The organism is Paraburkholderia sp. GAS348 (assembly GCF_050434205.1).
Classification (GTDB): Bacteria; Pseudomonadota; Gammaproteobacteria; order Burkholderiales; family Burkholderiaceae; genus Paraburkholderia.
Genome location: NZ_JBNPVT010000008.1, coordinates 119,588 through 132,912, shown reverse-complemented (window position 1 = coordinate 132,912; position 13,325 = coordinate 119,588). Strand labels below are relative to the sequence as shown.

Genomic DNA, 13,325 nt, shown 5'->3' with positions numbered 1-13,325 from the left:
GCTTACTCCGCGGATTCGGACGCAGCGGCCGCGCCGTCAGGCAGCGCGTGCGCCAGCACCTCATAGCACGCGCCCATCGTGTGATAGTCGGTCTTGCCGGCGGGACTCTTTTCGTCGCTGTACTTACGGTTGTCGCATGTGAGGATGCGGTACCACGCGCCATATTTATGATCGACGAAATGCGCCCAGCTGTAGCGCCAGATCTCGTCGTACCAGTCCCAGAAACGCTCGTTGCCGGTGCGCTGGCCAAGCAGCGCCGCGGTCGCGAACGTCTCTGCCTGAACCCAGAAATACTTGTCGTGGTCGCATACGGTGCCGTCCGGGCCGAAGCCGTAATAGAGGCCGCCGTGATCCTCGTCCCATGCATGGGTCATCGCGGCGTCGAATAGCTCGATGGCGCGCGGCAGCAACCACGGCAACGGGCGATAGCGCTCCAGAATCAGCAGCAGCTTGGCCCACTCGGTCTGGTGCCCAGGCTGGAAGCCCCACGGACGGAAAATGTTCGAGCTGTCTTCCTCGTTGTAATGCCAGTCGACCGACCAGTCCGCGTGGAAGTGTTCCCACACGAGACCCTGCGAGAGCTTCGCCTGACGCAGCGTGATGTTCGACGCCACCCGTTCCGCGCGATCGAGATAGACGAGGTGCCCGGTCGCCTCGTGCGCGGCCAGCAACGCCTCGGTGGTGTGCATGTTCGCGTTCTGGCCGCGGTACGAACTGACGCGCCAGTCGGGTGTTGCGTCGTCGGCATAGAGACCTGCGGCCGCATCCCAGAAGCGGTGTTCCATCAACTCGAAGGTTGCGCCGATCATTGGCCTCGCTTCCTCGATGCCGGCCATCGCCGCATGCGCATACGCGAGCAGCACGAATGCGAGACCGTAGCAGTGGCGCGTTGCGTCGAGCGTGCGTCTCTTGCCGTCGCGCCATTCGAGTTCCCAGTCGTAGCCTTCGTGCTCGGCGTCCCAATGCGCTTCGCGCAGGAAGCGCAAACCGTGGCGCGCGTACTCGAGATGCTGCGGGTCGCCGAACTGGCGATACGCCATCGCGTAGTTGAAGACGTAGCGGCACGTGCTCACCAGATGCCGCGTCGTCTTGTTGTAGACGGAGCCGTCGTCGCGGAAAAAATGGAAGAAGCCGCCGCTCGGATCCAGCACGTTCGGCGCGTAAAAGCGCAGCGTGTCTTGCACATGCGAGAGCAGGAAGTCGCGGCTGCGGAAGCTTTCGACGGGCGGCACCGCGGCGGCGCCGTTGACGGGGGGAAGCGGATCGGATTGCGTCATGGCGTTTTTACCAAAGTACTGGCACGGGCAATGAGATGGACGGGCAAGCGGACTGCGAGTTCGGCGGGTGCGTCTTCAAGCAGCAGCTCGACGCCGCGCCGGCCGAGCGCTTCCTTGTCGACCGAAATAGTCGACAGCGGCGGCGTGGAATGAGCGGCGGCGGGAATGTCGTCGAAACCGATGATCGCGATGTCTTCGGGCACGCGGATGCCGCGCACGAGGCACGCGCGCAGCGCGGCGAGCGCGGCGGCGTCGTTGTAGGCGAAGACGGCATCGGGCCGCGGGCCGGGCGCATCGAGCAAATGATGCATGGCGCGCGCCGCGCCGCTGTCGGGATCGAGGCCGGCGTCGATCGTGACCTCCAGCGATGGGTCGAACAACAGCCCCGCTTCGAAAAACGCGCGCCGGTAACCGAGCGCGCGCTGGGCGATGCTGAAGTGCGCGAGCGAGCCGCCGATGAACGCGACGCGCTTGCGCTGCTGGTCGAACAGATGCCGCATGGCGAGCGTGGCGCCTGTGGCGTTGTCGAGATTCACCGAGCGCAGGCCGGGCGCCCACAGGTCGATCAGCACAAGCGGGCGTTGCATCGCCACCAGCGTGGTCAGCGTTTCAGGCTCGACGAAACCGGCGATCGCCACCGCGTCCGGCGCATGCAGGCGCATCTGCTGGATCACGTCTTCGGTCGGACCGGCGGTCAGCACTGACGGGACAATGCCGCGTTCGCGGCACGCGTCTTCCACGCCGTGCAGCACGTGCGAAAAGAACGGGCTCACGGCGAAGTTGTTGTGCTGGCGGTGCAACAGGAAAGTGAGGCGGCGGATGCGCGGACGCAGTTGGGCCGCGTCATAGCCGAGCTGCCGCGCCGCTTCGACGACGCGTTCGCGGGTGGCCTCGGACAGGCCTGGTTGATTCTTCAATGCGCGTGAGACGGTGCCGATCGACACGCTGGCAGCGCGGGCGACGTCGCGGATGGTTGTGGCCATCGAATGAAGCGGCCGCAGGAGGGCGGCCGCGCGGTGTTTGGGTTCGGGCGATTGTATAGTAAACCGCGACCGAAACCGCCTCGTGAACAAGTGATCGGTACCCGGAAATACCCGTAGGCAGTGACGCTGGCCTGGTTTATGTTGTTTAGTAAAATATGCTAAACAAGGCGTTGGCGTTGGCGTTGGCGTTGGCGTTGGCGTTGGCGTTGGCGTTGGCGCGCCGGTGCATTCAGTCGAACGGCTTAGCCGACATGTCGGCCTGTCCGCGTAGCAGCGCCACGCTCTCATCCGCATCGATCAGCACGAACCCGCTTGTTTCGTGCTTCGCACGCCGCTTCGCCAGCGCTGCGACGGAGGCAATTTCCTCGCTGCTGTAAAAGGACGGACCACCGTCCGACTCGACGTGCACGCAGCCGATCGCCATTGTCACAAAGCCGAAGAAGGTCGGATTGCCGCGCCGGTCTTCACCATGGATGCCGCCGGCCAGCCGGTCGGCGGGCGCATAGAAGCGCTGCGCGCCTTCGTTGAACAGGTGAATCGCGCGCAGCGCGCGGTCCTGCCAGTCCTCACTCTGGAACAGGATCAGGAAGTCGTCGCCGCCGACGTGACCAAGGAAATCGCGGGTCGGGTCGCAGACGTCGGCGAGCACGGCGGCGGCGAATTTCAGGACTTCGTCGCCCTGCCAGTAGCCGTACTGATCGTTGAAGGGCTTGAAGTGGTTCAGATCGACGTAACAGGCGTAGAAGCCCGCGTCGTTCCCCAGCAGGCGGGCGATGTGCGAACTGATCGGGATGTTGCCCGGCAGAAAGGTCAGCGGGTTCGCGTAGCGCGCGGCTTCGATGCGCACTTCGGTCACCGCGCGCACCAGATTCTCGCCGGTGCCGAGACCGGCGTATTTGCCGTTGTTGTCGGTGATGACGAAGCCGTCGGCGAGATAGCGCTGGTCGTCGCTTGCAAGCAGTTTGGCCATTTGTTCGACGGTCATCGATTGCTCGATGATCACCGGCGATGCGTTCGCAAACTGCAGGCACAGCCGCTTGCCGAACAGTTCGCGGTGGTAAGGCAGCGCGTAGCGGTCCATGAAACTGCGGCGATTGATCAGCGCGACCGGGTCGCCGTGCTCGACCACCGCCACCGCGTGCAAATCGGGCATGCGGTTGAACAGGTCGAGCACGTCGTTGTTAGTGGCATGGCGCGGCAGCGCGGGCGCATGCACCATCATCTTCGCCGACGCCATGCCGCCCGATGGCGATGCGCTGCTCACCGTGCGCGTGGTCTCCGGGAACACGGCAATGTGGCCGGCGCGCAGTGCGGCGCGGGCGTCGTCGGTGACCCTGCGGGCCGGCTGGGCATGCGGCCTGCCGAAGAAATAGCCCTGCCCGCAGCCGATCCCCATATCGCGCACCACGATCAGATCCGCTTCGTCCTCGATGCCTTCGGCCACCAGCTTCGCGCCGCTCGCGTTGGCGAAGTGCTGCATGGCGCGCACGGCTTCGAACTTGAGCGAATCGCTGGAGATGCCGTGGATAAAGAAGCGGTCGATCTTCACGATGTCCGGTTGCAGGCGCACCCAAAGATTCATGCTGGCGTTCGCGGTGCCGTAGTCGTCGAGCGCGAATTGCGCGCCGGCCGTGCGCAATGCCGAAATCACCGGCAGGAAACTGGCGATATCCGCAATCGTGCTTTGCTCGGTCAGCTCGATCACGATCCGTTGCGGGTCGATGTCGCGGCGGTGCAGCAGCGCGAGTGCGTCGTCGCGTGCTTCGGCTAGTTGACGGATCGCCCCCGCGCTGAAATTGAGAAACAGCTTGCCGTCGAAATCGAGCTTCGTGAACGCATTGATGCAAGTGCGCGCGGCGGCCTGCTCGAGCTCAAGCGCGCAGCCCTCGGCGAGTGCCTGCGAAAACAGGGCGAACGGCGCTTCGAGCGGCGTGCCGGCCGGGCCACGGATCAGACCTTCGTAACCGAGGATCGCGCCGTCGTCGAAATCGATGATCGGCTGGAATACGGCGGACAAGGCACGCCGGGCGATCAATTCCTCGATGCGCGGCGTAGCGGATCGGGAGGGCGAACGAGGTTGCATGGCAGTTAGGCGTAGCGATCGACATTCGTCTTATCGTCCCATTCTGCTTGAAATTAAGTGAATTTTTAGTGAAGCGTTGCACAAAAATGGTGCGTCTTGGTCTTGGGCCCGCTGCCGGCTGGCCTTGCCACGGCCAGGACTTTGCCTATGCCATCCGGCTGAGGCGACAGCGGCGGCGTTTGAGCGTGAAATAACAAAAAAGCCGCACAAGGCGGCTTTCTTCAAATGACGCTCAGGGAGGGCGCTTATGAATGTCCTGTTTGCATTGCGCGCGTATTCAACGGCGCGCGACGGCGGCGGCGGGCCGCTCGCGCGAGGCAGCGCGGGTTTCGCCGCTGGTGTCGCGAGCCCCCCAGCGCTGCGCGAGCGCGGCGCACACCATCAGCTGGATCTGGTGGAACAGCATCAGCGGCAAGACCACGGCACCCACCGCATGCGAGGCGAAAATCACCTTGGCCATCGGCACGCCGGCAGCGAGGCTTTTCTTCGAACCGCAGAAAATGATCGTGATCTGGTCGGCGCGGTTGAATCCAAGCCGCTTGCTGACCAGGATCGTAGCGGCCAGCGCGAGCGCGAGCAGCACCACGCTGATCAACACCAGGCCGCCGAGCGCGGACAACGGGATCTGGTGCCACAGGCCCTCGTTGACGGCCTCGCTGAACGCGCCGTACACCACCAGCAGGATCGAGCCCTGATCGACGAACTTCAGTACGCCACGGTTGTGCTCGATCCACTTGCCGATCAGCGGGCGCAGCAACTGCCCGGCCACGAACGGCACCAGCAATTGCAGAACGATGTTACCCACCGTATGCCACGGCGAGGCGCCCCCGCTCGCAGCCTGACTGGTGACGACGAGGCTGACGAGTGCGGGCGTGATGAAGATGCCCAGCAGGCTCGAGGCCGACGCGCTGCATACGGCGGCCGGCACGTTGCCTTTGGCAATGGACGTGAACGCGATCGACGATTGAACCGTCGACGGCAGCGTGCAGAGGAAGAGGACCCCCGCGTAGAGCGCCGGCGTGACAAGTGGCGAAAGGAGCGGCTTAAGCGCGAGGCCGAGCAGCGGAAACAGCGCGAACGTGCTGAGCAGCACTACCAGATGCAGGCGCCAGTGCGTCGCGCCCGCAATAATCGCTTCGCGTGAGAGCTTGGCGCCGTGCAGGAAAAACAGCAGGCCGACTGCAACGTTTGTCACCCAGTTGAACCCGGCAGCGGCCTGCCCGTGAACCGGCAGAAAGCTGGCAAGGATCACGGTGCTCACGAGGCACAAGGTGAAATTGTCGGGGAGCAGTTTCGGGCGGGCCATGGCGGAATCTCGATTCGGTGATGCGGAAAGCACGGCGCGCGAATACGCCCGCCTGAGGCTATGGAAAACGCCTATTGTTATTGAAAACCGATTGAAAATGCAAATTCATTTGCCGAATCGATTAATGAGCCTCGCGCATCAAATTGCTGCATCGGCTGAGCTTCAGCCGATGTCCACGGTCAGTTCCAGTATTGGCGACCGTATTTGTTTGGTCTACTGCCCTTTTGACAATCCGGCGAAAAATCCGCGTGGGATTCGTCATATGCAAGCACCCTCGGCCAATCTCGATAATGCCGTCGAACCAAGCTGTTTCAAGGCTTTCGCGCAAGGACACTGTCTCGGAAAAACGTCGCAGTAACAAGGTGTTACAACAGCGGTCGAGGCCTAACACTTTTTGGCTCGACACCCTTTGCCGGCACCCATAAATTACGCTCAAAGGCCATCGGGATGCCCCGCGCCGCGACAGATACGCAGCGCTCGCGCCGATCCCAGAACAAGTCCATCGCAGCTCGAACGGTGGGCTTCAGGCAGGTCTTCGGGCATGTGAGTTACTGGGTGGACGGGTTGTCGAGAACGAAGCACTGGGCAGTGGGCGCGGTTATCGCTGCGTTGTGCTCGTTCGCCTACGCAAAAGAGCTGGGCATACCGCACGGCGGCGGTGGCGGCGGTTACTCGCATGCCGCTGCGGGCCGCGCCATGCGCGGCGAGGCGCGCAACGGCGGCTATCGCTACGGCGCGGCCAATGTAAGACCGGCTCGCAACAACATGGCCGACAGCAACGCACGCTTGCCGCATGGCGGCGTGAACTTCGCCGTCGGCAGCTACGCCAACGGCTTTGGCGGCTACACCCCCGGCATGCACCGTGTCGCCGGACAGGCCGGATATGCTAACGATGGCCGCGGCAGCATGCAGTACGCCGGCGCTATCACCCCGGTCAGCGCCGAATCGCGCGCGGTGCCCCGGCCGCCGCCCAACGCACCGGTTCGCGCCGGCTCGATTCGTGCCGATGTCGCCCGCTACAACGAAGAGCGCGGCGCCTCGCGTGCCATGCAGCGCCAAGGGGACGACCCGCGTCAGCCGGAAGGTTCGCCGTACCGTAACTAGCGGCAGCGCGGCAATCGGGCTCGCGCCAAATGCGATCCCGCGCCGCTCCTCGTCTCACCGAATTTCCCTCCCCACGCTTCGCCAAATCCGCCTTTCCGGCTTTCAAACCGGTTTGCTGCGGCATGGCGCGTCGCTGCCGTCCAGAACGCCCCTGTCAATGTGACGTTTCGACACCACACTTTTTTGAAAACACTCGGCAGCACACCACCTCTCGTCGTCAAATTTGGTCGGTCTTGCCGCGGCGCGTCTTCCGCACGTCGTCTGAGCCGTTATCTCCCAGTCGGGCGCACTGTCAGTAACGTTTTGCGCCCAACCGCGAGGTCCGCGGCGATGCGGTGACGACACACACGGCCATGCCTCTATCCGGCCGATAAGTGGCAAAACTAATCAGACCGCTATACCCGCAATAAGCCAAGATATTTTTGTCCATAAAAATGGTCCGCAAAGATGGTCCCGCCCAGATTGGCTCGATGATCGAACGGACAACAACAACGGTTCGCGCGAGTTCCCCCTTTCGCACAGCCGCACCCCTTTTGACAAAGACAGGAGAACCCATGAAAACAAGCATCAGCAGTGCGCTGAAGACCACCCTCAAGGCAACCGCGTGTGCCGCTCTGCTGGCCAGTGCATCGTCTGCTTTTGCGCAATCGAGCGTACAACTCTACGGTCAGGTCGACGAATGGGTTGGCGCGCAGAAATTCCCGGGCGGCAAGACGGCAGTGCAGGTGTCCGGCGGCGGCATGTCGACGTCGTACTGGGGCTTGAAGGGGGCGGAGGATCTGGGCAACGGCTACAAGGCGATCTTTGCGCTGGAAGGCTTCTTCCTCGCGCAGAACGGCGAGTACGGCCGCTTCAAGGGCGACACGATGTTCTCGCGCAACGCGTACGTTGGTATCGAGTCGCCGTACGGCACGGTGACGGCAGGCCGTTTGACCACGCCGCTGTTCGTGTCGACGATTCTGTTCAACCCGTTCATCGACTCGTATGTGTTCTCGCCGATGGTGGCCCACGTGTACCTCGGCCTCGGCACGTTCCCGACCTACAACACCGATCAGGGCGTGACCGGCGACTCGGGCTGGAACAACGCGGTGTCGTACTCGTCGCCGAATTTCAACGGCCTGTCCGCGACGGCGATGTACGCGCTCGGCAACACGGCGGGCGAAAACGGCGCGAAGAAGTGGAGCGGCCAGGTGCTGTACTTCCACGGCCCGTTCGCGGCGACCGCGGTGTACCAGTACGTGAACTTCAACAACGTGCCGGGCGACCTCGGCAGCTTCAATACGTCGGGCGTTCCGGGCCTGAAGAGCCAGAGCGTGGCGCAAGCCGGCGTCTCGTACGACCTGAAGTTCGTGAAGTTCTTTGGGCAGTACATGTACACGTATAACCAGCAGACCATTTCGAGCTGGCACGTGAATACGGCGCAGGGCGGCGTGTCGGTACCGGCCGGCCCGGGCACGGTGATGGCGTCGTACGCCTATTCGCGCGACGGTGGCGGCCTCGACCAGACCCGTCAGACGGCTGCGCTCGGCTATGACTATCCGCTGTCCAAGCGCACGGATATCTACGCGGCTTATATGTACGACAAGATCACCAGCCAGTCGAGCGGCAATACGTACGGCGTCGGCCTGCGCGCGAAGTTCTAGGCGTCTGGGGGTATGGCGGTCGGCGCCTGCGAACAGGTGCCGGGTCACTGCCGCGTAGCGGTCAACGTGAACGCGCCGCCACAGCCACTGCCAAGGCTGCCGTACACGGCAACATCTGCAAAGCCCACCTTCCCCGGAAGGTGGGCTTTGCCGTTTCTTGCGTCCGCTTTCGGTGTCCGCTTCTGCCTGATTTGCCGCCCAGTTTTTGATAAACCCGGCAAAATGGCGTCGATTGATTCCTGAAGCGAGCGATTGAGATGGATACCCTCGTCAGCATGAAAGTGTTCCGCCATGTAGTCGAAGTCGGTAGCTTTGTCGGCGCGGCCGAACGGATGGAGATGTCGGCGGCGATGGCGAGCAAGCATGTGATGCACCTCGAACAGCAGCTCGGCGCGCGTTTGCTGAACCGCACCACGCGCCGTGTCGCGCCGACCGAGGCGGGCCGCGAATACTACGAGCGCCTGAGCCAGGTGCTCACCGAGCTCGAAGAAGCCGAGCAGGTGGTCGGCGCGGCGAGCGTCGTGCCGCAAGGGCGTTTGCGGGTGTCGTCGTTGTCGGCGTTCGGCTTGAGCCACGTGATGGCCGCAGTGGCCGACTACGCCGCGCAGTATCCGCAGGTCACCGTCGACATGACCCTGTCCGACCGCGTGGTCGAACTGATCGACGAAGGGTTCGACGTTGCAATCCGGGCTTCGCCGAGCGGACTGAAGTCGTCTTCGCTGATCGCCCGGCAGATTGCGACCGCTCATCTGGTGCTATGCGCGTCGCCGGCTTATCTGCGCCGGCACGGCACGCCGAAGACCGTCGCCGATCTGGCGCGCCACAACTATCTGCAGTATGCGGGCGTGTCCGCGCTCGAAATCGTTCCCGCGACCGGCGATGCCTCGCCGCGCGTGCGTCTGTCCGGCAATCTGATCGTCAACCATCTGGAGGCGCAGCGCGTGATCGTGCTGCAAGGCGCGGGCATCGCGATGCTCGGCACCGAGGTGATCGGCGACGATCTGGCGGCGGGGCGCCTGGTGCCGCTGCTGGTGGACGAGGTGCCGCCGCGCGAGTTACCCATCCACGTGGTCTACGCGAGCCGTCGGCATCTGTCGGCCAAGGTGCGTTCGTTTGTCGACTTCCTGGCCGACCGGTTTGCGAACGAATCGCTATGGCCTTCGCTGGAACAGATCAAGGCGCTGGCGGCGCGATAGGTGTGTTGCGCGACCGCGCCAGCCGGTGCGCAAGCATGTTGAGCAGGCCGAGCAGGCGCCAGCACTCGTTTCGCTATACTGGTTGGAAGCACCCATACGCGTAACGATCTGGGGGAGACATGACCGATCTGTCCACGCCGCAGCGCGCCGGCGGCCACAAGCTGCCCGCGGGTCGGCGCCTGCGCTTCGTCACCGCCGCCGCCTTGTTCGATGGCCACGACGCGTCGATCAACATCATGCGGCGCATTCTGCAAGCGAGCGGCGTGGAGGTGATCCACCTCGGCCACAACCGCTCCGTCGATGAAGTCGCCACCGCCGCGCTGCAAGAAGACGCCGACGGCGTCGCCGTGTCGAGCTACCAGGGTGGCCACAACGAGTACTTCCGCTATCTCGTCGACCTGCTGCGCGCGCGCGGCGGCGAGCGCATCAAGGTGTTCGGCGGCGGCGGCGGTGTGATCGTCCCCGAAGAAATTGCCGAACTCGAACGGTACGGCGTCGAGAAGATCTATTCGCCGCATGACGGCCAGCGGCTCGGCCTGCAAGGCATGATCGACGACATGATTGCGCGCTGCGCTGAAGTGGCGCGCGCCGCTGCAGCCGTACGGGAAAGTCCGGTTGGCGAGTGGGTGGCCGATTTGTCGGCGTGTGGGCTGCCGCGTTTCGAGCCGCGTGCAGAGTCGGATGTCGAGGCGCGTGCCGACGATCACGCCAACGCGCGCGATCTTTCCGGCACGGCACGGCAAGCGGGCGGAGCCCTCTACGCCAGCCAGATCGACGACACCGCCGAGCAGCCAGACCCTGCAGCCTTCACTTTCCGCCGCCTGGCCCAACTGATCAGCGCGTATGAAGCGGGCCGCGTCAAATCGGCCGAACCGGAAATACTAGCGGTCCTCGCTGAGGCGACCGAGATTCCCGTCCTCGGCATCACCGGCACCGGCGGCGCCGGCAAATCCTCACTCACCGACGAACTGATCCGCCGCTTTCGCCTCGATTATGGCGACGCCCTCACCATTGCCGTGCTGGCTATCGACCCGTCGCGCCGCAAATCCGGCGGCGCGCTGCTCGGCGACCGCATCCGCATGAACGCAATCGGCGATTGGGGCGGCGGCGCGCGCGTCTACATGCGCTCGATGGCGACACGTGAAGCGTCGGGTGAAATCACCGATTCGTTGTCCGACGTGCTCACGCTGTGCAAGGCCGCCGGCTTCGATCTGATCATCGTCGAGACGTCCGGGATCGGGCAGGGCAATGCGGCGATCGTGCCGTTCGTCGACGAATCGCTGTATGTGATGACGCCGGAGTTTGGCGCGGCGAGCCAGTTGGAGAAGATCGACATGCTCGACTTTGCCAGCTTCGTCGCGATCAACAAGTTCGACCGTAAAGGCGCGCCGGACGCGTTGCGCGATGTCGCCAAGCAGGTGCAGCGCAATCGCGGCGACTTCGCGAAGGCGCCCGACGCGATGCCGGTGTTCGGCACAATCGCCTCGCGCTTTAACGACGACGGCGTGACCGCGCTTTATCAGCACGTAGCCGGGGCGCTGCGCACGCACGGCCTGCGTTCAGGCGGCGGCCGTCTGCCCAGGCTCGACGACCTGCGCTTTTCGAGCGGCCGCAATGCCATTGTGCCGCCCGCGCGCGTGCGCTATCTGGCGGATGTCGCACAGACCGTCCACGCGTACCGCGAGCGTGCCGACGCGCAAGCCAGTGTGGCACGTGAACGCTGGCACCTCACTGAAGCGCGGCGGATGCTCGGCGAAGCTGATGCAGGCACAGGCACAGGCACAGGCACAGGCACAGGCACAGGCACAGGCACAGGCACAGGCACAGGCACGAGAACAGGCACAGGCACGAGAACAGGTCCGGGCGCGAGCGCCGCAACAACTACAGGTGCAGCGGCAGCGATTCACCTCCACACCGAACTCGACACACTCATCGCCCAACGCACCGCCGCCCTCGGCGAGCGCGAACGCAGACTCCTCGAAGCCTGGCCGCAAACGGTGAGCGCCTATTCCGGCGACGAACACATCGTCCGTATTCGTGGCCGCGAAATTCATACCGCACTCACCGTCACGACACTATCCGGATCCAAGGTCCGCAAAGTCGCGCTGCCGAAATTCGCTGACCATGGTGAAATCCTGCACTGGCTGATGCTCGACAATCTCCCTGGCTACTTTCCGTTCACCGCAGGCGTGTTTCCGTTCCGCCGCGAAAACGAAGACCCGACACGGATGTTCGCTGGCGAAGGCGATCCGTTCCGCACCAACCGCCGTTTCAAATTGCTCTCCGAGGGCATGCCGGCCAAACGTCTTTCGACGGCGTTCGATTCGGTCACGCTCTACGGCGAAGAGCCGCACGAGCGCCCCGACATCTACGGCAAGGTGGGTAACTCGGGCGTCTCCGTCGCGACGCTCGACGACATGAAAACGCTCTACGACGGCTTCGATCTGTGCGCACCTGAGACGTCGGTGTCGATGACGATCAACGGCCCGGCGCCGACGATTCTCGCCATGTTCTTCAACGTCGCGATCGATCAGCAGATCGCGCGTCTAAACGAAAGGCTGCAACAGGAAGGACGCAAGCCCACCGGCGAAGAACTCGCCACCGCTCGCCGCACAGCGTTGGAAAACGTGCGCGGCACGGTACAAGCCGACATCCTGAAGGAAGACCAAGGCCAGAACACGTGCATTTTTTCGACCGAGTTCAGCCTGAAAGTGATGGGTGATATTCAGGCGTACTTTGTCGATCACGGCGTGCGTAATTTCTATTCGGTGTCGATCTCCGGCTATCACATCGCCGAGGCGGGCGCGAATCCGATCTCGCAGCTCGCCTACACGCTCGCGAACGGCTTCACTTATGTCGAAGCCTATCTCGCGCGCGGCATGTCGATCGACGATTTCGCGCCGAATCTGTCGTTCTTCTTTTCGAACGGCATGGACCCGGAGTACACGGTGCTCGGCCGTGTCGCGCGGCGCATCTGGGCCATTGCCATGCGCGAGCGCTACGGCGCGAACGAACGCAGCCAGAAGCTCAAGTATCACGTGCAGACCTCGGGTCGCAGCCTGCACGCGCAGGAAATCGACTTCAACGATATCCGCACCACACTGCAGGCGCTAATCGCGATCTACGACAACTGCAATTCGCTGCACACCAATGCATTCGACGAAGCGATCACCACGCCCACCGAGGATTCGGTGCGCCGTGCGGTCGCGATCCAGTTGATCATCAACCGCGAATGGGGCTTGGCGAAAAATCAGAATCCAAATCAGGGCAGCTTCGTGATCGAGGAACTGACCGATCTGGTGGAAGAAGCGGTGCTGGCGGAATTCGATCGGCTCACCGAGCGCGGCGGCGTGCTAGGCGCGATGGAAACGGGTTATCAGCGCGGGCGCATTCAGGACGAGTCGATGCTGTACGAGCATCGCAAGCACGACGGCTCGTATCCGATCGTCGGCGTGAATACGTTTTTGAGCGCGCATCCGCACGAAGCGCCGCAGCCGATCGCGCTGGCCCGCTCCACCGACGAAGAAAAACAGAGCCAGTTGAAGCGTCTGCGCGATTTTCAGGCGCGGCATCGTGATGACGCGCCCGCGGCGCTTGAGCGCTTGAAGCGCGCGGTGATCGACGATGACAACGTGTTCGCGGTGCTGATGGACGTCGTGCGCGTCTGCTCGCTTGGGCAGATCACGCACGCGTTGTTTGAAGTGGGCGGGCAGTACCGCCGCAATATGTGAGG

At 63.5% G+C, this 13,325-nt stretch carries 9 protein-coding genes; 5 read left to right on the top strand and 4 right to left on the bottom strand.

Translation table 11 applies throughout. From position 1 onward, the window contains the following. Positions 1–2: 2 nt before the first annotated feature. The 4 genes from P3T22_RS16200 to P3T22_RS16185 form a co-directional block, all read right to left on the bottom strand. Positions 3–1,277 (bottom strand): AGE family epimerase/isomerase, encoded by a 1,275-nt coding sequence (locus tag P3T22_RS16200; protein WP_429325455.1) that lies wholly within the window; start codon positions 1,275–1,277, stop codon positions 3–5. Next, positions 1,274–2,260 carry a LacI family DNA-binding transcriptional regulator gene (locus P3T22_RS16195; protein ID WP_429325454.1) on the bottom strand — a complete coding sequence of 329 codons (987 nt, stop codon included), beginning with the start codon at positions 2,258–2,260 and terminating at the stop codon, positions 1,274–1,276. Before P3T22_RS16195 ends, P3T22_RS16200 begins: the two co-directional genes overlap by 4 nt. A 229-nt stretch (positions 2,261–2,489) precedes the next feature. Beyond that, positions 2,490–4,343: an EAL domain-containing protein gene (locus P3T22_RS16190; protein WP_063494553.1), complete on the bottom strand. Its 1,854-nt coding sequence runs from the start codon at positions 4,341–4,343 to the stop codon at positions 2,490–2,492. A 277-nt stretch (positions 4,344–4,620) separates the two neighbouring features. Beyond that, the gene (locus P3T22_RS16185) at positions 4,621–5,649 is read right to left on the bottom strand and encodes a bile acid:sodium symporter family protein (protein ID WP_429325453.1); all 1,029 of its coding nucleotides are present in this window, start codon (positions 5,647–5,649) and stop codon (positions 4,621–4,623) included. On the opposite strand from P3T22_RS16185, the gene P3T22_RS16180 reads away from it, so the two are divergent. The 5 genes from P3T22_RS16180 (at position 5,648) to P3T22_RS16160 (ending at position 13,323) form a co-directional block, all read left to right on the top strand. Further along, positions 5,648–6,007, top strand: coding sequence for a hypothetical protein (locus P3T22_RS16180; RefSeq protein WP_148662073.1), 360 nt, complete (start codon positions 5,648–5,650; stop codon positions 6,005–6,007). The genes P3T22_RS16185 and P3T22_RS16180 overlap by 2 nt on opposite strands. A gap of 89 nt (positions 6,008–6,096) precedes the next feature. Beyond that, positions 6,097–6,753 carry a hypothetical protein gene (locus tag P3T22_RS16175; protein ID WP_429325452.1) on the top strand — a complete coding sequence of 219 codons (657 nt, stop codon included), beginning with the start codon at positions 6,097–6,099 and terminating at the stop codon, positions 6,751–6,753. 554 nt (positions 6,754–7,307) lie between these two features. After that, complete coding sequence (locus P3T22_RS16170; RefSeq protein ID WP_063494556.1) at positions 7,308–8,396, top strand: porin; 1,089 nt, start codon at positions 7,308–7,310, stop codon at positions 8,394–8,396. 257 nt (positions 8,397–8,653) lie between these two features. Next, positions 8,654–9,592 carry a LysR family transcriptional regulator gene (locus P3T22_RS16165; protein WP_063494557.1) on the top strand — a complete coding sequence of 313 codons (939 nt, stop codon included), beginning with the start codon at positions 8,654–8,656 and terminating at the stop codon, positions 9,590–9,592. Positions 9,593–9,711: 119 nt separating this feature from the next. Further along, positions 9,712–13,323, top strand: coding sequence for a methylmalonyl-CoA mutase family protein (locus P3T22_RS16160; RefSeq protein ID WP_429325451.1), 3,612 nt, complete (start codon positions 9,712–9,714; stop codon positions 13,321–13,323). The last annotated feature ends 2 nt before the right edge of the window (positions 13,324–13,325 follow it).

Excerpts from the sequence above, each read along its gene's own strand:
- P3T22_RS16170 (WP_063494556.1), top strand. The coding sequence starts at position 7,308 with ATGAAAACAAGCATCAGCAGTGCGCTGAAGACCACCCTCAAGGCAACC.
- P3T22_RS16175 (WP_429325452.1), top strand. The coding sequence starts at position 6,097 with ATGCCCCGCGCCGCGACAGATACGCAGCGCTCGCGCCGATCCCAGAAC.
- P3T22_RS16190 (WP_063494553.1), bottom strand. The coding sequence starts at position 4,343 with ATGCAACCTCGTTCGCCCTCCCGATCCGCTACGCCGCGCATCGAGGAA.
- P3T22_RS16165 (WP_063494557.1), top strand. The coding sequence starts at position 8,654 with ATGGATACCCTCGTCAGCATGAAAGTGTTCCGCCATGTAGTCGAAGTC.
- P3T22_RS16185 (WP_429325453.1), bottom strand. The coding sequence starts at position 5,649 with ATGGCCCGCCCGAAACTGCTCCCCGACAATTTCACCTTGTGCCTCGTG.
- P3T22_RS16180 (WP_148662073.1), top strand. The coding sequence starts at position 5,648 with ATGGCGGAATCTCGATTCGGTGATGCGGAAAGCACGGCGCGCGAATAC.
- P3T22_RS16195 (WP_429325454.1), bottom strand. The coding sequence starts at position 2,260 with ATGGCCACAACCATCCGCGACGTCGCCCGCGCTGCCAGCGTGTCGATC.
- P3T22_RS16200 (WP_429325455.1), bottom strand. The coding sequence starts at position 1,277 with ATGACGCAATCCGATCCGCTTCCCCCCGTCAACGGCGCCGCCGCGGTG.
- P3T22_RS16160 (WP_429325451.1), top strand. The coding sequence starts at position 9,712 with ATGACCGATCTGTCCACGCCGCAGCGCGCCGGCGGCCACAAGCTGCCC.